General features: G+C 66.8%; 19 protein-coding genes. 12 read left to right on the forward strand and 7 right to left on the reverse strand.

The features are described from left to right. The first annotated feature begins 118 nt into the window (after positions 1-118). Together HJC40_RS08665 and HJC40_RS08670 are read left to right on the forward strand one after the other, a co-directional pair. Positions 119-1,150, forward strand: a complete 1,032-nt coding sequence (locus tag HJC40_RS08665; protein WP_250000037.1) for a UDP-N-acetylglucosamine 2-epimerase — start codon at positions 119-121, stop codon at positions 1,148-1,150. Between the two features lie 11 nt (positions 1,151-1,161). Beyond that, positions 1,162-1,512 carry a hypothetical protein gene (locus HJC40_RS08670; RefSeq protein ID WP_250000040.1) on the forward strand — a complete coding sequence of 117 codons (351 nt, stop codon included), beginning with the start codon at positions 1,162-1,164 and terminating at the stop codon, positions 1,510-1,512. A 12-nt stretch (positions 1,513-1,524) separates the two neighbouring features. Here HJC40_RS08670 and HJC40_RS08675 read toward each other — a convergent pair whose 3' ends face one another. Continuing rightward, the gene (locus HJC40_RS08675) at positions 1,525-2,274 is read right to left on the reverse strand and encodes a dienelactone hydrolase family protein (RefSeq protein WP_250000042.1); all 750 of its coding nucleotides are present in this window, start codon (positions 2,272-2,274) and stop codon (positions 1,525-1,527) included. An 84-nt stretch (positions 2,275-2,358) separates the two neighbouring features. Here HJC40_RS08675 and HJC40_RS08680 point away from each other — a divergent pair, with 84 nt between their 5' ends. Beyond that, positions 2,359-2,916 carry a TetR/AcrR family transcriptional regulator gene (locus HJC40_RS08680; protein WP_250000045.1) on the forward strand — a complete coding sequence of 186 codons (558 nt, stop codon included), beginning with the start codon at positions 2,359-2,361 and terminating at the stop codon, positions 2,914-2,916. Here HJC40_RS08680 and HJC40_RS08685 read toward each other — a convergent pair whose 3' ends face one another. After that, positions 2,917-3,513: a TetR/AcrR family transcriptional regulator gene (locus HJC40_RS08685; RefSeq protein WP_250000048.1), complete on the reverse strand. Its 597-nt coding sequence runs from the start codon at positions 3,511-3,513 to the stop codon at positions 2,917-2,919. It abuts the gene before it with no gap. A 119-nt stretch (positions 3,514-3,632) separates the two neighbouring features. Here HJC40_RS08685 and HJC40_RS08690 point away from each other — a divergent pair, with 119 nt between their 5' ends. The 3 genes from HJC40_RS08690 (at position 3,633) to HJC40_RS08700 (ending at position 8,121) form a co-directional block, all read left to right on the forward strand. Next, positions 3,633-5,345, forward strand: a complete 1,713-nt coding sequence (locus tag HJC40_RS08690; RefSeq protein WP_250000051.1) for an MDR family MFS transporter — start codon at positions 3,633-3,635, stop codon at positions 5,343-5,345. Between the two features lie 242 nt (positions 5,346-5,587). Continuing rightward, positions 5,588-7,198: a GGDEF domain-containing protein gene (locus tag HJC40_RS08695; RefSeq protein ID WP_250000054.1), complete on the forward strand. Its 1,611-nt coding sequence runs from the start codon at positions 5,588-5,590 to the stop codon at positions 7,196-7,198. A gap of 110 nt (positions 7,199-7,308) precedes the next feature. Then, complete coding sequence (locus HJC40_RS08700) at positions 7,309-8,121, forward strand: SAM-dependent methyltransferase (protein ID WP_308200874.1); 813 nt, start codon at positions 7,309-7,311, stop codon at positions 8,119-8,121. 655 nt (positions 8,122-8,776) lie between these two features. On the opposite strand, the gene HJC40_RS08705 is transcribed toward HJC40_RS08700, so the two are convergent. Further along, positions 8,777-9,016, reverse strand: a complete 240-nt coding sequence (locus HJC40_RS08705; protein WP_250000058.1) for a hypothetical protein — start codon at positions 9,014-9,016, stop codon at positions 8,777-8,779. A 264-nt stretch (positions 9,017-9,280) separates the two neighbouring features. Here HJC40_RS08705 and HJC40_RS08710 point away from each other — a divergent pair, with 264 nt between their 5' ends. Then, positions 9,281-9,517, forward strand: a complete 237-nt coding sequence (locus HJC40_RS08710) for a DUF397 domain-containing protein (RefSeq protein WP_250000061.1) — start codon at positions 9,281-9,283, stop codon at positions 9,515-9,517. A 449-nt stretch (positions 9,518-9,966) separates the two neighbouring features. Here the strand turns inward: HJC40_RS08710 and HJC40_RS08715 are convergent, their stop codons facing one another. Further along, positions 9,967-10,860: a helix-turn-helix transcriptional regulator gene (locus HJC40_RS08715; RefSeq protein WP_250000064.1), complete on the reverse strand. Its 894-nt coding sequence runs from the start codon at positions 10,858-10,860 to the stop codon at positions 9,967-9,969. A gap of 295 nt (positions 10,861-11,155) precedes the next feature. Between HJC40_RS08715 and HJC40_RS08720 the strand changes: the two genes are divergently transcribed. Together HJC40_RS08720 and HJC40_RS46080 are read left to right on the forward strand one after the other, a co-directional pair. Beyond that, complete coding sequence (locus tag HJC40_RS08720) at positions 11,156-11,479, forward strand: hypothetical protein (RefSeq protein WP_250000067.1); 324 nt, start codon at positions 11,156-11,158, stop codon at positions 11,477-11,479. A 2,109-nt stretch (positions 11,480-13,588) separates the two neighbouring features. Next, the gene (locus tag HJC40_RS46080) at positions 13,589-13,900 is read left to right on the forward strand and encodes a DUF3040 domain-containing protein (protein ID WP_250000070.1); all 312 of its coding nucleotides are present in this window, start codon (positions 13,589-13,591) and stop codon (positions 13,898-13,900) included. Between the two features lie 65 nt (positions 13,901-13,965). On the opposite strand, the gene HJC40_RS08730 is transcribed toward HJC40_RS46080, so the two are convergent. Together HJC40_RS08730 and HJC40_RS08735 are read right to left on the reverse strand one after the other, a co-directional pair. Beyond that, a complete protein-coding gene (locus HJC40_RS08730; protein ID WP_250000073.1) occupies positions 13,966-14,805 on the reverse strand; it encodes a phosphoribosylaminoimidazolesuccinocarboxamide synthase in 840 nt (279 codons plus the stop codon). Positions 14,806-14,904: 99 nt separating this feature from the next. Then, complete coding sequence (locus tag HJC40_RS08735) at positions 14,905-15,573, reverse strand: hypothetical protein (RefSeq protein ID WP_250000077.1); 669 nt, start codon at positions 15,571-15,573, stop codon at positions 14,905-14,907. Positions 15,574-15,614: 41 nt separating this feature from the next. Here HJC40_RS08735 and HJC40_RS08740 point away from each other — a divergent pair, with 41 nt between their 5' ends. The 3 genes from HJC40_RS08740 (at position 15,615) to HJC40_RS08750 (ending at position 19,792) form a co-directional block, all read left to right on the forward strand. Further along, positions 15,615-17,105 carry a ParB/RepB/Spo0J family partition protein gene (locus tag HJC40_RS08740; protein WP_250000079.1) on the forward strand — a complete coding sequence of 497 codons (1,491 nt, stop codon included), beginning with the start codon at positions 15,615-15,617 and terminating at the stop codon, positions 17,103-17,105. Next, positions 17,105-18,922, forward strand: coding sequence for a DEAD/DEAH box helicase (locus tag HJC40_RS08745; protein ID WP_250000082.1), 1,818 nt, complete (start codon positions 17,105-17,107; stop codon positions 18,920-18,922). Before HJC40_RS08740 ends, HJC40_RS08745 begins: the two co-directional genes overlap by 1 nt. Before the next feature lie 465 nt (positions 18,923-19,387). Beyond that, on the forward strand, positions 19,388-19,792 hold the full coding sequence (locus HJC40_RS08750; protein WP_250000085.1) for a protein NO VEIN domain-containing protein: 405 nt from the start codon (positions 19,388-19,390) through the stop codon (positions 19,790-19,792). Here the strand turns inward: HJC40_RS08750 and HJC40_RS08755 are convergent. Then, the gene (locus HJC40_RS08755) at positions 19,785-21,026 is read right to left on the reverse strand and encodes a DNA cytosine methyltransferase (RefSeq protein WP_250000088.1); all 1,242 of its coding nucleotides are present in this window, start codon (positions 21,024-21,026) and stop codon (positions 19,785-19,787) included. The genes HJC40_RS08750 and HJC40_RS08755 overlap by 8 nt on opposite strands. Positions 21,027-21,082: the final 56 nt, after the last annotated feature.

Here is a 21,082-nt window from a genome sequence, read left to right on the forward strand (position 1 = left end):
TCCACGCTCCCGCTCTTGAATCACGCTGCGTAACTGAATTAGCTTCCAAGGCGTCCCCACTACGGCGCGTAACCTCGACCGGTTTCGCGACCCTCCTGCGTACGCCCCGGAGTCGTCGATGTCGCTGCCCGAAGTACACCTGGTCGCCGGAACGGTGGCCGAGGCCGTGCGGCTGGCCCCCGTCGCGCTCGCCATGCGCGAGCAGGGCCGCCTGGTTCCCGTCCCGGTGGCCACCGGCGACGATCCCGACGCGGTCGGCCAGGCCCTCGCGGCGTTCGGGATCACTCCCCGGATCACGGTGCCCTCCGGTGACGACCACACCGCGACGATGCGCCGCTTCGACGAGCTCTGGGCCATCCGTACGCCGGGAGCCGTGGTCGTGCGGGACGGAGTCGCCCCGGCGCTCGCGGCGTTCTGGCGACGCGTGCCGGTGATGACGATCGACGCCGGGCGCCGTTCGGGCGATCTCGGGTCGGCCTCGGTCCTGGAGGCCCAGCGACGTCTGCTCGCCCAGGTCACCACCGTGCACCTGGCCGCCACCCCGCTCGCCGCGATGAACCTGCTGGACGAGCGCGTGGTCGCCGGCGACACGCTGCTGACCGGGGGCACCGCCCAGGACGCCGCCCAGTTGCTCGCGGCCAAGGTCCTGGCCGCCCCCTCGCGAGGCCGCCGCACGATCGTGCTGGGCCTGCCGGCCGAGCGGGCCGAGGCGATCGGCCCGGCGCTGCGCTATCTCGGTGGCCGCTATCCCGATCTCGAGGTCGTCCGGGCCGCCGACTTCGCGCCCGGTCTCGAGTTCGCCACCCTGCTCGCCCAGGCCTACCTGGTGGTCACCGATGACGAGGACCTGGTCGAGGAGTCGCTCGCGGCCTACTGCCCCGTACTGATGATCGGCTCCGCCGCCCGGCACGCCGAAGCCCTGCACGCCGGCAGCACCCGGCTGGTCGAGCCCGACCCGGCCGCGATCACCAGTGAGGTGGCCGGGCTGCTGGAGCACCGGGTGCGCCGCGACGCGATGGCGCTCGGCGGGAACCCGTACGGCGACGGCCTGGCCGCCTACCGCGTCGCGCAGGCCACGGCGGCCCTGCTGGGGCACGGACAGTTCCCCGACCCGATGCCCGCCAAGCCCACGGCGGGAGTCGCCCGATGAAGGAGAGCGCCATGGACGTCGCCGGTTTCTGGAACAAGTCGTGGACCAGCGACGACCGGATCGCGGTGCGGCAGCTGCTCGCACCGGACGCCGAGATCGAGTGGAATCTGGACGCCCCGGTCGACGACGAGGAGCTGGTGCAGGTGCTGCACCGGATCGCCGTCTTCGCCGACGCGGTCACGGTCGTGGGCGAGACCCGGGCCGACGACGGCGCCGCGCTGATCTACGACCTCGAGGCGCCGTTCGGCACGGTGCGGATGGTGGAGTTCCTGACCGTGGCCGACGGCCGGATCACCGAGGTGCGTCAGGTCTACGACGTGACCGCCACCGACCGGTTCTTCCCCGGGCTCTACGCCAACTGAGGCGAACGCGTCTCAGCCGGCGGTGCGGTCGAGCAGGGCGAAGAGGTTGACCCAGTGCCGCTGCTCGGCCTCGCGGTCGTACATGGCCGTGTCGGACATGGTGAACCCGTGCGGCGCTCCGGAGTAGACCTCGGACGTGTATTTCACGCCGGCGTCGTCGAGCGCGGTCTCGAGCGTCCGAATCTGGTCGGCGGTCATCGACGAGTCGTTGTCGGCGTGCGCGAAGTACGCCTCACCGGTGATCGCGCCGACCGCGAGGTGCGGGCTGTCCGGCTGGTCGGTGGCGAGCCGCCCGGCGTGGAAGGTGGCGACCGCCTTGATCCGGTCCGGGTGCGCCTCGATCGCCCGCAACGCGTTGGTGCCGCCCATGCAGTAGCCCACGATCACCACCGGCCGGTCGGCCACGCCGTCCTGCGCCGTGAAGAAGTCGAGGTAGCTGCCGGTGTCGGCGGCGACGCGGTCGGCGGTCAGCCCCTGGATCAGCGGCATCAGCCGGCCGAACGCGGCGCCCCGCTTCTCCTCGTCCTGCAACTCCTCGGACGTGACCAGGGGAGACGGCCCGCCGCGGTAGAGGATGTTGGGCGCGAGCACGGCGTAGCCCCGCTCGGCGATCCGCTCGGCCATCTCGGCGATCCGGGGCCGCAGCCCGAAGGCGTCCATGAACATCAGCACGCCGGGGAACGGCCCGTCACCGTCGGGCCGCACGAGGTAGGCGTCCGCCGCCCCGTCCGTCGTCGGGATCTGCACGGTGGTCGTCTGCATGGTTCGCCTCCGGGGATCGGTCGATCATGGCGACCGTAGCACCAACCGGGGATCCGTCCCCGCTCGCGTCGTACCCTGTCACCCATGGCAGATCGACTGCGCGCCGACGCGCAGCGTAACCGGGTCGCGCTTCTCGCCGCCGCCCGTGAGGTGTTCGGCGAGCACGGTCTCGACGCCTCCCTCGATGAGATCGCACGCCGGGCCGGGGTCGGCAACGCCACGCTGTACCGGCGCTTCCCGACCCGCCGGGACCTGATCGCCGAGGTCTTCGCGGGGCAGATGACCGGGTACGTCGAACTGGCCGAGAACGCCCTGGCCGAGCCCAACCCGTGGGCCGCCTTCGTGACGTACCTGACCCGGCTCTTCGAGATCCAGGCGTCCGATCGGGGCCTCTCCGAGTTGCTGGTGACCAGCGGCTTCGACGACGACGACCGGCTCGCCGAGTTGCTCGCGACCGCCCAGCGCGGCGCCACCGAGGTGATCGAGCGGGCGCAGGCGGCCGGCCGGTTGCGCCCCGACTTCACCCGTCGGGACATCAGCCTGCTGATGCGCGCGAACGCCGGCGTCCTGCGCAGCTCGGCCGACCCGCACGCCTGGCGCCGCCAGCTCAGCCTGGTGCTGGACGGCCTCGGAGCGCGCTGATCACCGGAAACCCCGGCCGGCCTCGGCCAGCGCCTCGGACACCAGCTCCCACAGGTTGGTGCCGGGCGGCTTGTCGAGCCAGATGTGCAGCGCCACCCGCAGCGAGGCCAGGAACGCGGCGGAGGTCATCTTCACCCGTATGCCGCCCGGGTCGTCACCGGACCGCGCGGCGATCTCGGCCGAGAGCTCGCGCTCGAGCGCGGCGAACGTCTGGACCTGGGCGGCCACCAGCCCCGGCTGGGTGCGCACGAGGCGGCTCTGGGCGACCCAGTGCGGGTCGAGATCGCCGAGCTTGAGATAGAACTGCTCGGCGGCCGCGGTGAGCGCCGCCCACGGCGCCTCGCCCGGCGGGCGCGCCCGCACCTGCTCGATCAGCAGGTGGATGCGCTGGTAGTCCCCGTACAGCAGGGCTTCTTCCTTGCTGCCGAAGTAGTTCGAGAACGTCCGCCGGGACACCCCGGCCTCGTCGGCGATGGCCTCGACGGTGACGCGGTCCGGGCCGTGCTCGATTGCCAGGCGCATGGCCGCGGCGTGCAGGGACTGCCGGGTGGCGGCCTTTTTGCGCTCACGGAGTCCGGGCTCGGCGGTGGTGCTCATGGGTTGAGCGTACCGGCGTGTGATTCCCTTCTCAAAGTGCAAACTTGCGCAATGAGAAGCGTTCGCCGATAGTTGCATGAGGCAACCACTTCTCGCATCACCACGATGGAGGCTGCGCGATGAGCGCCTCGACCACCACCGGCGTCCGCCCGGGCGCCATGTCCCACCGCCAGATCATGGAGGCGCTCTCCGGCCTCCTGCTGGTGCTCTTCGTCGCGATGGCCAGCTCGACCATCGTCTCCACCGCGCTGCCCAAGATCATTGGCGCTCTCGACGGCAGCCAGACGCAGTACACCTGGGTGGTCACCGCGACCCTGCTGACCGCGACCGCCTCGACCCCGATCTGGGGCAAGCTGGCCGACCTCTACAGCAAGAAGCTGCTGGTCCAGATCGCGATCGTGGTGTTCGTACTCGGCTCGATCGTGGCCGGCTTCTCGCAGACCGCCGGTCAGCTGATCGCCGCCCGCGGGTTCCAGGGCCTCGGCATGGGCGGCGTGCAGGCGCTGGTCCAGGTGGCCATCGCCGCGATGATCCCGCCCCGCGAACGCGGTCGCTACAACGGCTACCTCGGTGGCGTCATGGCCCTGGCCACGGTCGGCGGCCCGCTGCTCGGCGGCCTCATCGTCGACTCCACGCTCGGCTGGCGCTGGTGCTTCTTCATCGGCGCGCCGATCGCCGTGATCGCCCTCGTCGTCCTCCAGAAGACGCTCAACCTCGAGGTCATCCGCCGGGCCGACGTGAAGATCGACTACCTCGGAGCCGGGCTGATCGCGGCCGGAGTGAGCACCCTGCTCGTCTGGGTCTCGTTCGTCGACAGCTCGTTCGGCTGGATCTCCTGGCCGAGCGCCCTGATGGTCGGCGCCGGACTGGTCCTGCTCGCCCTGGCCATCCTGGTCGAGACCCGGGTCGCCGAGCCGGTCGTGCCGCTCGACATCGTCAAGCAGCGCAACACCGCCCTGGCCATCGTCGCCAGCCTCGCGGTCGGCATGGCGATGTTCGGTGGCGCCGTCTTCCTCGGGCAGTATTTCCAGATCGGCCGGGGCTACAGCCCCACCGAGGCGGGCCTGCTGACGATCCCGATGATGGCCGGCATCCTGGTCTCCTCGACCGTCACCGGTCGCATGATCACCAAGAGCGGGCGGATCAAGCCGTACATCCTGGCCGGCACGATCGTGCTGGTGGCCGGTTTCGCCGGGCTCTCGATGCTCGATCACGAGACCCCCCTCTGGTACGTCGGCATCGCGATGGCCCTCGTCGGTGTGGGCGTCGGCATGTCGATGCAGAACCTGGTGCTCTCGGTGCAGAACACCGTCTCGCTGAAGGACATCGGCGCGGCCAGCTCGACGGTGGCGTTCTTCCGCTCGCTCGGCGGCACGATCGGCGTCTCGGTCCTCGGCGCGGTCCTCGCCCGCCGGGTCAACGACCAGATCACCCACGACCTGGCCAGCGCCGGGGTCCCGGCCGGCAGCACCGGCGGCAGCAGCACGCTCAACCTGGCCGCGCTGCCCGACTCGATCCAGCACATCGTGCGGGCCGCCTACGGCGACGCCACCGGGCACATCTTCCTGATCAGCGCGGCCATCGCCGTGATCGGGGTGATCGCCGCCGCGCTGCTGCGCCCGACGCCGCTGCGCTCGACCGTCGACCTGGCGTCGCCCGCCGAGCCGTCCGCAACCCCCTCGGACTCCGCCTCCTCGGCCCCCTCCGCTTCCTCGGCCCCCTCCGCCTCCGCGGCCGCCTCCGCCTCCGCGGCCGCCTCCGGCTCGGGCTCGGGCTCGGGCTCGGGCTCGGGCTCGGGCTCCGAAACGAAGGTTCCCGCGGCCACCCGCTGATCCACTCCAGGCCGCGACGAGCGGCTGCTCACCCCGATCGACCGACCCTGAGACGCGGCGTCCGCCCCGGCGGGCGCCGCTTCCGGTGCTGGTGGGGCGAGATTGCTCACCTGAGTGAACATGGAACGGTGGCCTCACGCAGAGCTAACCTTCGAAAGCGGAGCGCTGATCATGGCGGTTTTCCTCAACACCCGGGCGGCGCTGTCGATCAGTGGCCCAGAAGCAGAAAGGGGGCTGGCCACGTGGATCCGGACCGGGAAGTGCTCGACGCTGAGCGGCTGGACGCCGCCCTCCTCGAGTTGGAAGACGAGATCCACTGGGACGCCATCCCCATGCTCGAGCTGGCCGAACGCTACGAGCGTCAGGCCCGCCTGCTCGGTGATGACATGCTCGTCGCCCGGGCCCAGCTCAGCCAGGCCAACATGCGCATGCGCTCCGGTGACGTCGCCGAGGCCGCTCAGCGCATCTGGCAGATCCACCAGTGGGCGATCGACCACGACGCCCGGCGGCTCACCGCCCGTACCCATCTGATCTGGTCGGCCATCCACCGCCACCTCGGCGACGCGGCCCAGAGTCTCGAGCACGCCCTGCTCAGCGTCGAGTTGCTCGACGACACGGCCACCGCGCACATGCAGATCTGGCACCGGGCCAAGCTGGCCGACGCGCTGGCCTTCGCCGGCTCGTTCGAGACCGCCCGCGAGCGTTTCGACCAGGCCGAGCGGCTGACGACCGACCTCGACCGGCCCTTTCTCCGGCTGTACGTGCTCAACAACTACGCCTACTCGGAGCACGCCGCCGGCAACTACGAGCATGCCGAGCAGGTCGCGCAGCGGCTGCGCGCGCTGGCCGACACGCACAGCTTCGAGCTCGACGCCACCGTGCTCGACACGATCGGCGCCATCGAGCTGGGCAACGGCCGCTACGCCGAGGCCGAGCAGACCATGCTGCAGTGCATCGAGAAATACAGCCTCATCCGGCGCGACGACGCCGACGCGATGCCCGAGTACCTGCTCAACCTGGCCCGGGCCCAGCGCGGCCTCGGCGCGTACGAACGAGCGCAGCGCAGCCTCGACGAGTCCCGCCGGCTCTGCGCCGACCGCGAGCTGGGCCACTTCATGGTCCAGGTGTACCAGGAGCAGGCCGAGCTGCACGCCGCCCGCGGCGAGTTCGCCGAGGCGTACGAGGCGCACAAGGCGTTCTTCGCGGCCTACATCGCCCTCCGCTCCCGCCAGCGCGAGGCTCAGGCCCGCACCCGGCAGGCGATGTTCGAGACGGCCGAGGCCCGCCAGGAGGCCGAACGCTTCCGCGAGCAGGCCCGCCGCGACCCGCTGACCGGGCTGCGCAACCGTCGCTTCATCGACGAGCAGCTGCCCCGCCTGATCGGCACCGACCCCGACCTGACCGTCGCCCTGGTCGACCTCGACCACTTCAAGCGGATCAACGACCAGCTCTCCCACGACGTCGGCGACCAGGTTCTGGTCCAGGTGGCGAAACTGCTCGAGGCCGAGCTCGCGGCCGTCTCGCCCGACGGGTTCGTCGCCCGGATGGGTGGCGAGGAGTTCCTCATGGTGCTGCCCGGCTGCCCGACGCCCCGCGCCGGCCGTGAGCTCGACCGCATCCGCCGCGCCGTCGGCGCCCACAACTGGGCCGGCATCACGCACGGCCTACCGGTCACGATCAGCATCGGCGTCGCCTGTGTGAGCGAATCGGAGAAACTGACCCAGCCCGGCCTGCTGTCCACAGCCGACCGCAACCTGTACGCCGCCAAGCACGGCGGACGCGACCGGGTGGTCTGCGGCATCCCCAGCCCCGACCGCGCCCGCCCCTACCGTGATCGCGCCTCAGCGGCGTGACCAGCGCATCTGAATATCAACGTCCGAATTTTACGGTGATCGTTCTCGCCCGCTACTCTTTACCGCACTGACGAAGGTCGGCCCGGTGCGGGTCGGACGAGGAGGCGGACGTGGATCCCTCGGTGCCGGAGGTCGCGCCCGCGGGCGTGAACATCAACGTGCCGCACTCGGCTCGCATCTACGACTACTGGCTCGGCGGCAAGGACAACTTCGCAGTCGACCGCGCGGTCGGCGAAGCCATGATCAAGGCGATCCCCGGCATGCGCTACATGGCCGCCGAAAACCGCAAGTTCGTCCACCGTGTCGCCCGCGACCTGGTCGCCGAGGAGGGCATCCGCCAGTTCCTCGACGTCGGCACGGGCATCCCGACCCGGCCCAACCTGCACGAGATCGCCCAGCGGATCGCCCCGGAGTCCCGGGTGGTCTATGTGGACAACGACCCGATCGTGCTGGTCCACGCGCGAGCCCTCATGATCAGCACAGAGCAGGGCCGCAGCGAGTACATCTCGGCCGACCTGCGCGCCCCCGAGTCGATCCTCACCGACAAGGTCCTGGGCGACACCCTGGATCTCGACAAGCCGGTCGGCCTCACGCTGATCGCCGTCCTGATGCTGATCGCCGACGAGGACGACCCTTGGTCCACCGTCGACGCTCTCCGCGACGCGATGCCCTCCGGCAGCCTCCTGGCCATCACGCACCCGACGGCCGACTTCGCCCCCGACCAGGTGAACGAGGCAGTCGCCGCGGCCACCGGCGCCGGCATGACCCTGGTGGCCCGGCCCGAGGCCGACGTACGGCGCTTCTTCGGCGACTGGGAGCTGCTCGACCCCGGCCTGGTGCCGGTGTCGAACTGGCGCCCCGACGAGCAGGTCGACAACCCCCAGGCCGCCTACTACTGGGCCGGCGTCGCCCGCAAGCCCTGACCCTTCGCCGCAAGCCTGACCCTTATCGGGCACATGCCCAGTTTCCCTGCCGCGCGGACGACACCGCGGCCCACTCCGCCTCGCGGACGACACCGCGGCCCACTCCGCCTCGCAGACGACACCGCGGCCCACCCCGCCTCGCAGACGACACCACGGCCCACCCCGCCTCGCAGACGGCGTCACGGTCTCGATCGCCTCGCAGACGGGCGCCGCGGCCCACCCCGCCTCTCAGACGGGCGCCGCGGCCCACCCCGCCTCGTACGGGCGCCACGGTCTCGATTGCCTCGCCGAAGACACCTCGACGCGCCATGCAGAGCGATGGCTTGCCTGGTTGCGAGCGCCGCACCATCGACGACGGTGCCGGAAGTCAACCGGCCGGGCCGCCCGGCACGGGGGAACCGGACGACCCGGCCGGAGCCGGGGAAAGTTTTCATCAACTGAGGTTTAGAAAACTCCAGCGTTGGGCACTTCTGCTATACGAAGAAGACCGTGGAGCCGGTGGTCGGCGCTCACGTTGAGGCAACGCGGTGTGACCATGCGCCCGCTAGCCGTCGCGATGAGCGTTCCGCGACCGCGATATTGACTTTCACCCACAGTGATCACTGCTGACGCCGCGTCAACAAAGAGGCGAGAAGCCCGGTAGACATCACCGTGATCAATCACGGGCACCGGAGTCTCCCTCCTCATCGGCCGGCCGCGGGTTGCCGGGCCGGGACAGCACATGCCTCACGCCCCCGAAACGGTGCGATACCACCGCCGCTCGTGCCGTCGCGGCACTCACGTCGTCTGTTATCGACTCATCCCGGTAGAGCGGCGCCGGGTTGCCCCGGCGCTGGTCCGACGAGTCGGCATCGCCCTGGTCGAAGTGATCGGGACCGATATTGGGAACGGCCATCTCGTTACCTCTCGCTAGGACGCCCCCGCCAAGGAGCCTTCGCCGAGACCGCCGACGCCGTTTCCGCGACCGACCCGTCACTCAAAGATGTCACCCTAAGTGACACCCGCAAGATGTGTACGTGCGTTATCATGCTCACAATCACGTGAGTACGCAAGGCCAAATGCACGTGCATTTGCACAAGGTGTGAGGCAATGATTGCTCACGAGAGAGCAACTGACTCCGGACGATCCTCGCCCGGAGGAGAAACTAGGGAGCTTCAACATGACGTACGCGGTCAACGGCATCCCCGCCGGCCAGTTGGAAGGTGTCACCTGGCAGAAGAGCCGGCGCAGCAACCCCAGCGGCAACTGCGTCGAGTGCGCCGTCCTCCCCAACGGCGAGGTGGCCATGCGCAACTCCCGCGACCCCGAGGGTCCGGCTCTCATCTACACCCCGGCCGAGATCGAGGCTTTCCTCGGCGGCGTTCGCGACGGCGACTTCGACAACCTGCTCGCCTGAGCCGACGTACCCGAAAGCCTGAATCTCTTTCCGGCCGAGATCGAGTCGGATGACAGCCAGAAACCCCGAACCGGCGCGGGATGAGCCGGCTCGACGGGGACAGCGCCGGCCGATGGCCGGCCGTCTCGAGTGCGACGTGCCCATCTCCACGTCCCGCTCGGAGCAGATCAACCGCCGGACGGATCGCCACGGCCCGCACTCGGGCGGTGAGACCGGACCGGCAGCACCGAAGCAGTGGCCGGGCAACGCGCCGATGAGCGAGCGCCCGGAGAAGAGATGGTCCTGCCTAGCGGTTCAAGCCAGGCAGGACCCGAGACGGTGAAAGGTCTCGTCCACGGACGTCGGCAGCGGGCGTGGACGAGCCCACCGATGCTCGCCCTTCGCAGACGCTCAGGCGAATTCGCAGAGCCTACCGCGCGTCGGGGCGCGGCTCCAGACAGTCGTGAAGATCAGGCCGGACGGCCGACCTCGTGAAGCAGCTTGCCGAGGATCTCGGGCGTGTGGCCGGGCGGCTCGGCGTCGATGCAGACCCGCTCCATCGCCATCGCGTACTGGTCGACGTCCTCACGCTTGTCGAGGTAGATGGCGCTGGTGAGCTGCTCGACGTAGACGACGTCGGGGAGCTCGGGCTCGGGGAAACGCAAAATCGCGAACGGACCGCCCGCGGCGGCGTGACCACCGGCGTGAAAAGGGATGATCTGCAGCCGTACGTTGGGCTTCTTGGCCGCCTCGATCAGAAACTCGATCTGCGCCTTCATGACCTCGACGCCGCCGATGGGCCGGCGCAGGACCGCCTCGTCGATGACCGCCCACAGCTGCGGGCCCTCGGGACGGTCCAGAATCGCCTGCCGCTGACGGCGCAGCTCGACCCGCTTGTTCATCTCTTCCGGGGTGACACCGGCGTGGCCCAGCATGATGACCGCGCGGGCGTAGTCGGGAGTCTGCAGCAGACCCGGGACGAACTGGATCTCGTACGTACGGATCAGCGTCGCGGCGGCCTCGAGCCCCAGGTACGACTGGAACCAGCCGGGCATCACGTCGCTGAACTGTTGCCACCAGCCCGGGTTGTTGGCCTGACGAGCCAGGACGAGCAGCGCCTCACGCTCGTTGGGCTCGTTCACGCCGTACAGGGTCAGCAGGTCGCTGACGTCGCGCTCCTTGAAGCTGACCCGCCCCAGCTCCATGCGACTGATCTTGGATCCCGAAGCTCGGATCTCCCACCCGGCGTCCTCACGAGTGATGCCCTTGGCCTCGCGCAGGCGGCGGAGTTGAGCCCCGAGCAGGATGCGCAGGACGGTAGGGCCGCCGGTCGGCGCCTCCTCCTGCTGCGTACCCGCGCTCACCTGACTCCTCGTCGTCGCTGTGTGGGGGCTGCCCGGACGCAGTCCCTCAGCATCCTAAAGGGGAGATCGTCCACAACGAAACAGCACAAGCCCACGCCCGAGCGTTCGCCCAATGCGGATGCACGTGCATCCGGCCTTGCGAACGCCTTGGTACGCGAGCATGATAGCTGACAGACACGCACCGTCTGCTGACACAGCGTGCTGAAAGTTCGGCTTCTCGGCCGACCCGGCCGGCCCGGTGGCGTTCCCCCGCCACCCGGACGCCCGAGTCCCGAGATCTTGGAGGGTCATCTCGATGTCCACGGCACCGACGTCCGCCCCGACCACCGCCCCGCCCCAGCGTGACCCGGCGGACGTGGCACCCGCCGACAGCTACCACCCCTCCGACCGCGTCTGGGTCTACCGCGACGGCTGGCGCGCCGGCGTCATCGAGGCAGCCTCCCCCCGCGCCGTCACCGTCACCTACCGCCCCGGCGCCCACCTCGGCACCGGAGTCGACACCTTCACGGCGCCGTACGTGACCGCCCGCGCCGGCGAAGACCCGGCCGTCGACCGGCGCCACGTCGGGCGCGGCTTCTACACTCCCTCTGGCCTGCCCGTACGGCACTCCGCGGCGTGACCCGCGCGGTCGCGGCGCAGCCGTCACCGGCCTGCTGAGCCCGCTCGCCGCCGCAGCCCCCGGGTGGCACGTCCGCCGCACCAACAAGAGGTGCAACTCCTGCACACCAAGAAGGGGTGCAGCTCCTGCACCAAAGAGGCACCGCCCCTGAGCACCAAGCAAAGCGTGTCACTCCTCAGTACCAAGCAAGGCGTGCCGCTCCTGAGCACCAAGCAAGGCGTGCCGCTGCTGCGGCGACCGACTGACCTGTCTATCTGTGGCCGCGAGGCTGTGTCCCGCCTGAGCGCGACGGCCGTTCGCCCCGGGGATGATCTCTTCTTGGTACGGCTGGCTTGCCCCGGTGGCCTGCAGTCCACAGCCACTCGACGACCAGCCCTACCTGTCTGCCACGTTCTCGGACGACCTTGCTGTTCGGTAGCCCGGCCCGGAAACGATCAACGTCCTAGCGGCCGCCGCCACACCTTTATCGCGTTCAGCCCATCGATGGCCGAACCACACCCTGCAGCGGGCGCAGCTTGAAAGTGACGAACGGCCAGGGTGAGCTCGGCCGGCGCTGAACGACGGTCAGAGCCAAGTGAGCTCCGAGCCCGTGCTGGCCCCGCCGCCGACCACCTGCAGGAACATAGCCTCGGGCATTCCTGCGGGGCCGCCCCCCGCCTCGGGTTAAGCAGTCCAGTTTCCGGCCGCCGCCATGCGCGGGTCGAGACCACGAACTCCACGTTTGTTTGGCCGTCGCGCACGAGCAGCGGCCACAGCAGACGGCCGGCGCCGCGAGATCGCCGCCTCACGTGCGAGCAGTCTTCCTGCTCCACGACCGCGCTTCGCAATCCACTGTCAGTACCCCACCGCCCGCGTCTGCCTACGTCCAAGGACTCGGCGCCCGCCCGAGGACTCGGCACCCGCCCGAACATTCGGCACCCGCCCGATGACTCGGCACCCGCCCGATGACTCGGCCCCGCCAGAGGGTTCGGCACCCGCCCGAGGGTTCGGCGCCCGTTCAAGGACTCGGCGTCGGCTCAACGGGTTCTTGTCGGCCGGCACCTTGGCCGCGCGTCCGCCATCACATCGGCGTTCGAGCTCTTGCCTGCATAGTCCCGTCCTGCGCGTGCAGAGCCGGTTCGCACGCCACTGCCGCTGTCGTCCATTATTTTCCACCCGTGACTTTTGCGCCGCAGACATTTGGTACCGAAGATGCAATAACCAATACGCGTTACCGCTCTCACCAGGCTGAACGGAACAAGCCTCGGCCTTACGGGCAAGCCGGCGCCTCCAACAGCACCTTCGGCGCAGAGAGGAACGCGCTCGCTCCACATTGATCGGCGCAACTGCACCAATCCGGTCCCTGCCGGAAACCGCGGTGGAATCGCCCGGAAGAGGCCGTCCGGCCGCATCGGCGCCGCCGCGTTTCTCAGCCACGCTTCGTATAGGTGTTGGAAATTCGTAGCGGTATCGAAAGGGGGATACCGATCTCGGCGATGTGACCGCATACCGGCGCATCATCGACCGGCTTCCACCAGTACGCGATCCAATGTCCGGACTGAGAAGTTCTGCAGCACATGAAATCGGCGGCTGTCCTTTGGGGACTTCGATGATCGTCCGCCGCAGACCAGGACTACGCCTCACCGCGAACGGGCCCTCACGGACGTCCCACAGAACTCGCCGATGTCCCACGGAAGGAGTACGGCTCCGAAGGCGCACGAACGGCACCGCGGCGAGATGCCCAGTCATCCCAACCGCGTAGGCAGATGGCCTTCGGGCACCGAACTGGCCAGCTCGAGCCACCCGACGTGGGTCGCTCCGGCCGTCCACGGTTGGCAGCTGAGACCACCCGACGTGGGCAGCTCCGGCCACCCGAGGTGGGTAGCTTCGACCGTCGAAGTGGCCGCTGGAGCCACCTGCGGTGAGCAGCTTCGAGCACAAGACGTCGCCGTCCCGGCCATCCGACGTGGGCCGCCCGGGCCACAACAGTGGGCCGCCGATCTCGTACAGCGAAGCGTTCCCGGCCCTGACTCCGGCCACCGGTGTGAGCGTCATCGCGTACAGCAATCAGCGGGTTACCTCTCCGCAACGCCGGGTATCAATCCGCCGTCGAGCGGCAGGCACTCGGAGGTGGTCATCGTGCTCGATCCTCAGGAGAAGGCAGAATTCGACGGCTTGGTGACGCTTTTGCGGGCGTCCGACCCGAAGTTCTGCCGCCGCGTGGACCGCATGAGCAGGCCCCGCCCGTTGCTTTACACGACGGCCGCGTTGGCGCTCTGGATTCTCGCGCCGATATGCATCGTGTTCGGCGGTTGGACCGGCGCATTGTTCGCGGTCGTCCTCACCGGATACGCGTTCCGCCTGTACGCCAAGCGCAACGGCCACAAGCCCGAGCCGGCGTGGTGGGTGGCGACGCGAGGCCGCCCAGCCCATCCCGCTTAGCCGAGCCGCCCCGCCATCCCGCTCAGATCAGACCGCCTCGAACCGGCCGATCCCCGCGTATCACTTCAGACCCACTTGTCTCCGGTGAGGCGCTCGTAGACCTCGACGTACCGGTTGCGGGTCGCCTCGACGACCTCCTCCGGGATCTCCGGCCCCGGCGCCGTGCGGTCCCAGTCGGTCAGGGTCGACGACCAGTCCCGCAGGAACTGCTTGTCCAGGTAGCGCTGCGTGCCGCCCGGCTTCCACTCGTCGGCCGCCCAGAACCGTGACGAGTCCGGGGTGAGCAGTTCGTCCCCCAGGGTGAGCGTGCCGTCCTGCGCGTATCCCAGCTCGATCTTGGTGTCCGCGATGATGATCCCCTGAGCGGCGGCGACCTGCTGCCCACGCCGGTACACCTCGAGCGTGATCCTCTTCAGCTCGGCCGCGACCTCAGGGCTGGTAGCGCTTTCCACATCGGCGTAGGTCATGAACTCGTCATGCCCCTCACCCGGCGGCACTTTGGTCGTGGGCGTGAAGATCGCCTCAGGCAGCTGCGACCCCTCGATCAGCCCCGCCGGCAGCGCCACCCCCGACACAGCCCCGTCCCGCTCATACTCCTTGAGCCCCGACCCGGCGAGATACCCCCGCGCGATGCACTCCACCATGACCATCTCGAGCCGCTCACACCGGACAGCGCGCCCGGCCCACTCCGCGGGCACGTCGGTGCTGGAGATGACATGGTTCGGCACCACGTCGGCGAGCTGCTCGAACCACCAGAGCGAAAGCTGCGTGAGGATCTTGCCCTTGTCCGGGATGGCAGTGGGCAGAACCACGTCATAGATCGAGATCCGGTCGGACGCAACAAGCAGGATGTCCCGCCCGTCGGCATAGACCTCACGAACCTTCCCCGAGTGCAACAGCTCCACGTGCTCCCCTTAGCTCCGCCGGGCGTACGGCCTCACGCTATCTGACCGGGATGGCGGCGATCAGCATGGTCCGAGCAGGACAAGGCAACAGCAGCGGGCCTATCTCCCCTCGAGTCCTGAGGCGAAGACACGTCGCTGAGAATCAGACAATCGGCTGTAACGCGCCCAGATCGCCAGCAGTGGCTTCCTGCGTTGCCGGCCGTGCAGTACCCACCGCCTCAGCACAGCGAGTTCTTCAGCGGATAGATCCTTCGTCGCCGCCAGGACATCGTCGGCCGTACCCACTTGCGGCTCTGCCGCTCGGCACCGATCGCAGCAAGTCACGTAGCTGGGTCCTGTCCTGGACACGGTCAACTTCGCGGTCCGCAGTGCATCTTCTGGGTACGTCTCGCCCGCCCCGATACCGCAGAAGCGGCACACGAAGTCATCGGCGGCGAACGTCTGCTGGCGTTCCTTCGCCGTAGGAAGCTTCGGCTTACGGGACTGGTAGCCGTCTTGCCAAACCGCACCGCCCTCGCGCACCAACCGGAGCTCCCGGAGCGCCAGGGACTTGTCCTCACGATTGGTGGCTATGACCCATCCCTCGTCACGCAGGTCTCGCATTCGGCGATCTAGCTGCTCATCTTGCTCCTCCTTCTCAGAAGTGCTCAACGCTGTACGCATCTGCTGCTTGGTGAACACGCCGTCAGCGGTCACTTCAGCGTGTAACCACAGCGCAATGCGCTTGATGCCGGAGAGCTTGGCGTTACGCCAATCGGGTCGGGTCATGACGACCATAATTTCATTACGACCGGTCGAACGACACGACCTTGACCGCCGATGTGGGAGCAACGATGATCTCGGAGCAAACCAGCGCCGCCCCGAACGGAGATACGTCCGTGATCCTGCCTGGCCCAGCGAACTCCATGGATGTCAAGCAGGTAGTTGACCTGCGGCTTAAGGCCCTTGACAAGACCAGCTTGCTGGAAACGCTTTCGATCGATTTTCGCGATCGACCGACACCACTCCCCGTTATCCAGATGCCGATCAATTTACTAACCTACAACCCCAATACCCACCGCATCCGCGCGCAACGGGCACTTGATCCGGAGCGCAACAAGGCGCTCGACTCCGATCCATTCGGTCAAACCGCCCAAAAGTACTTGCACGACCTCCTCATGGGGAGTCCGACCGACCCGGGCAAGACAGACCCCAGTTTTGAAGCGCTGAGGGAAGATCTCCGCGACCACGGCCAGAACGAGCCGGGCATCATCACCCGCTCGGGCATCTTGATCAACGGCAATACACGCAGGGCGGCATTGAAGGAGCTGGGCGCCGAGAACATCCGCGTAGCTGTGCTGCCGGAAGACGCTGGCCTCGACGACATACAGAACATCGAACTTGCGTTACAGCTGCGCAGGGACCACAGACGTGACTACTCGTTCATGAATCTACTGCTGGCGATTGACGAACGAGTGGCGGCAGGACATCAGCCATCCAAGATTCAGCGCGCATTCCGCATGAAGGCAGCGACCTTCGAGCGTAACGTGTGGATCTTGCATTTCGTCCGGGAGGCGATCGAGCGCAGTCGCGCAGACGGAGTCGCGGGAGCAGAACTTTCGATGCGCTTGATTGACTTCGAAGCTGATCAGGGTCAGCTGGAGGAGCTTTATCGAGCGTGGAACGTGCTAAAAGGCAAGTCGCCTGACCAGGCGGAAGCTCTCAAAGAGCAACGGCTGGTCGCCATGGTCTTAGACAAGTCGAAGACGGACCTCCGCCTCATCGAAGCCGACTTCGCCAAAAAATATCTGAAGGATCTGGTTCCCAAGGTCAGCACGCTGGCTGCACCGAAGTCGATTCCAGGCACGTCGATCAAGACTGCTGCACCAAGCGCAGACCTCGAATCTTTGAAGTCTTTCACAACGTCGATCTTGAAGGCCAAGGCTGCTGAGCTCTCGCCGTCCCTAGTAACGTCGGATCAGCTTACACAGGCGACGGCAACCTTGAAGAATGTCGATACGGCATTCGATTCAGCACTCGACAAGGCCGGCAAGAACAGCCGCGTCACCAAGCGGCGCTTCGCCGCTGTGGAACGCCTAACCGATGCTGCGGAAAGCCTCGACCTTGCCACCTCCGCAGTCGCTGACGCCCGCGCAACTGCGAACTTCGACGCCGACGACCTAGACGACGCGCTCGGGCAGATTCAGCGCAGCATCACCAAGTTGGCCCAGCTGGTCTTGCGTTCGGCCGACAGTCCTGCGGAGCGGCCCGGGTTAACCTGGCTCCGCGAGGCGGCGACCGTCAAAGACACCGATTCCTGATGCTTGAGCTGCGCTTCTCGACTGCGGCCGGACGGATCGAGCTCAGCTGCGACGAAAACCACATCAGATTCCTGCAAAGGCTGCGGAGCAAACTGCCCACCGCATCCAGCATCAGTCCTACGACCGTCGATGTCGACATCGACGACTTTCTCGTCAATCTTGCCGAGCTGGCTCAGTGGCCAGACGACGACTACGAGAACGTTCACTGGCAAGCGGAGCTGCTAGCGCTGGTCGAACAGAACAATGCGGATGCCAACATCGCGGCGTCTAGTTTGTCCGATGGTGACGATGCAACCGTCTCGCATCCGTCGACGGTGGCCCCGCTGCTCGGCGGAGGCTGGATTGGAAACCTCAACGATCGGCAACGCGGGCACCTCGCAAAACTGCTCAACCTGTCCCACGGCGCCAACTTCAGTGTTCCCGGCGCAGGAAAGACACGAGTTGGGCTAGCTGTCTACCAAGCGAGACGCGATCAGGGCCTCATTCAGCGGATGCTCGTCGTCTGCCCCAAGTCGGCATACGAAAGCTGGTATGACGAGACAACCGCCTGCTACTCGGCGGGGATGGCGCCGAAGGTAGCTGCGATGGACTCCTCAGCGGTGCCATCGGCTGACATTGTCTTAATCAACTATGAACGACTGCCGGATGCACGTGCCGCCTTGCTGGCGTGGCTCCGCGCGAAGCCCTCCATGCTGATCCTTGATGAAGCGCACCGGATGAAGCTTGGAGCGGCCGGAGCATGGGGAGCTGCATGCCTTGCACTCGGGCCCTATGCAGCTCATCGCCTGATCCTCACAGGGACACCGGCGCCAAACGGTTCTCGAGATCTTGAAAACCTGATGTCCTTTGTCTGGCCTGGACAGGGCCGTTTAGCAGTCTCTCGGGCAGTCGCGGGCGATGACCTTCGTGCGGCGAGCCAGAAGCTCCGGCCCCTATTCGTACGAACCACGAAGGCGCAATTGCAGTTGCCGCCCATCGACGTCAAGACTGTCCCGGTCGAATTGCCGCCTCTCCACAGGGAGCTCTATGACGCACTACTCGGGCAGATGTCTAGGCGAGTTCGGGCGGGCGCGGACGAGATTGAATCTCTTGGCAGAGTCACTCTCTACCTTTTGATGGCCGCGACGACACCAGCACTCCTCGCACCCGGAGCAAGCAGGTATGATCCGCTGCCTTACCAAGTCCCACCGCTTGCGCCCCCGGGTGACTCTTCGCTGGTCGAACTGATGCGTGACCTTCCTGCGTACGAGATGTCACCCAAGTACCAGGCCGCCCTTAAAATAGTTTCGGACAACGCGAAACGCCAGCGCAAGACGATTGTTTGGTCGACATTCGTCCGAAACCTGACATCGCTCGAGGACTTGCTCAAGCCCTTCTCGCCGGCGCTGATCCATGGCGGTACCCCAGACCGGGCTGAACAGCTCGGAAGATTTCGTGAAGACGAGAGCTGCATGGTATTGCTTTCCAACCCGGCCACGCTTGGCGAGGGAGTCAGCTTGCATCAGGTTTGCCACGAAGCGGTATATGTAGACCGTGATTTCGCAGCCGGTCGATTTTTGCAGAGCCAGGATCGCATTCACCGCCTCGGCCTTCCATCCCAGACAATGACCCGGATCCGTATACTCGTGGCGAACCAAACGATCGACGAGCTGGTTGCCACTCGCCTCTCCGCCAAGCTCAATTTTATGGGCGGCGTGCTTGACGACCCCGAAGTCCTGCAACTAGGTGAGCTGGATGAGGAGCCGGATTCCTCCGTCGGCATGAACAGCGCAGACATCGCAGCGCTGCTGACCTACTTGTCCGATGCTTCCGCCTGAGGGAACCTTGCGTGCGGCTTTACGATGGCTGCACCTGCTGGCACGTTCCTCATATGATCAGGCAGCGGCACTCATCAGCGCGGATCCGCAGTATGCCGATCTCACTCGGACCCAGTATGCCTCCGCTATCGACTGGCTGTTAGCGCTCGACCTGATTGTGTGGACGGCGGATGGAAGTGTTACACCGAATCCGTCGGCGCACGGTCGATCGACTAACGTCGCACGCGCATTACTCAGTGCGGCACTTGAGCAAGCTCGTCCGCCCTGGCTCTTCGTGGCTGACAGCTACCTTGCCGACGCAGATGATCTTCCTAGCGATCTCGCACAGCTCGCTAATGTGCTAGGAATGCAGAGTGCCGAAGCGGTGCTGACGGTTCATCAAGTTCATCAGAAGATTGATCTAGCTGAGCGCGCGCGGATTGGGGCAGCTGGCGAGTCGGCTCTGGTTGATCTATTAATAAGGTCGTGCCGGGTTCTGCCGACCATGTCGCGCTCGATAGTGACGGGCTAGGCTATGACATCGAGCTATCCGCCGGGCCAGCCGTCTGGCATGTGGAAGTCAAGAGCACGAAACGCCGTGGACGACTTGACGTCTACCTCAGCCGGCATGAGTTCGAAGTTGCGCGTCTAGATCCTGCCTGGCGCTTGGTGACCGTCGGTCTCGACGAGGACGGCCACATCGGCGCGATTGCCACCGTTCCAACAGATGCGCTGCTCGTGCAAGCACCGGCGGATCGCGCCACCACGGCGCGCTGGGAAAGTGCGAAATTTAGTCTAAGGCCCACTGACCTCCGACCCGGTATTCCCTTCTTTGACCTCGATGTATCAGTGGCTAATTCGAGACGATTTGCCTGGATGCCGCTCAGCTAATCCGGGTGCGGTGTTTGTGGAACTGCTCGTGCCTGGTGTGCTCCGCCTGCCCTAGAAAGGCTTTGAAACCGCCGAGCCGATAAGCCACCACAGGTCCGCTCGCCTCGATCTCGATTTCAAAGTCACGGCTCAGCATGCTGATCCGTCGCTCGAGCTCGGGTGTGTCGGTTACGCCTGCGAGGCGCCCCAGCCGTTCAGCCGTGATGAACTCGTCTGCCGAGCGCAATGCCTTGTAGATCGGATCGTGTTCGACATCACGCCGTTCGGCTCGCTCACCCTCGAGATTGAACGCTCGCATGATGGCACCGCCCACTGCAGCCGCCACGGGGGGCGGAAAGGCGTTGCCGATCTGGCGGTACCTGGTGGTCTTCCGCCCGGTAAAGGTCCATTGGTAGTCATCCGACCAACCCTGGATCCGAGCCACCATCTCGGTAGTGAGCTTGGGGCCAACTTTGTACGTGTCGCCGGCCTTCGGCGGCGCATCAGCGACGCCCAGCGCGTCGACGCCAAGTTCCGCCCACGCTCTCTTCGCGCGTGTAGGACCGAGATCCGCGCCGCCGTGCTTCTTGGAACCACCGACGATCGTGGGCGCGATGCGGTCGGCCTTGCTTGCCCATGCCCCGGCGCCCTCCCACCCATCGGAAGCCATCAGCTCTTCGAGCGACTCGCCGACGGTCGTTACATGCCCTACCGTGGCCGGCCACGCGAAATGCGCGGCTTCATCGGCCTCACGCATGGCAACCAAGACGAAACGTGGCCGGAGCTGTGGTACTCCAAAGTCGGATGCTTGCAGGAGCTGCCACGATGCTTGATAGCCGAAAGCAGCGAGCCGGTCGAGCACATGCTGGCGGTATCCGGCGAAGCGCGGAAGGCTGAGACCCCGGACGTTCTCTAGGAGGAGCGCACGCGGTTTAACCACGTTGACCAGCTCGACGGCCCATGCAAACAGGTCCCGCTCGTCAGTCGCCCCAAGCTGCTTTCCCGCGATAGTGAAAGGCGGGCATGGGACACCGCCAGCCAGAAGTGCAACCCCCTCATAAGCCGCGGGGTTCCACGTCTCCGGGTCCGCTACGTCGCCCTGAGCCACCTTCCAGGAAGGTCGGTTCTCACGCAACGTGTTGCACGCGTTGGTGTCGAGCTCCACTGCTAGAGCGTGCTCGAATCCGGCCTTTTCCAGGCCCAGAGCCTGTCCACCGGCACCTGCACAGATCTCTACGACCTCGAGGTCGCCCATGAGGCCTCCTTACCGGACTAGGCGCGCACGCCGATTGCTGCGGGAGTATCTTGCAC

This window comes from Actinoplanes sp. M2I2 (genome assembly GCF_023544445.1).
Lineage (GTDB): Bacteria > Actinomycetota > Actinomycetes > Mycobacteriales > Micromonosporaceae > Actinoplanes.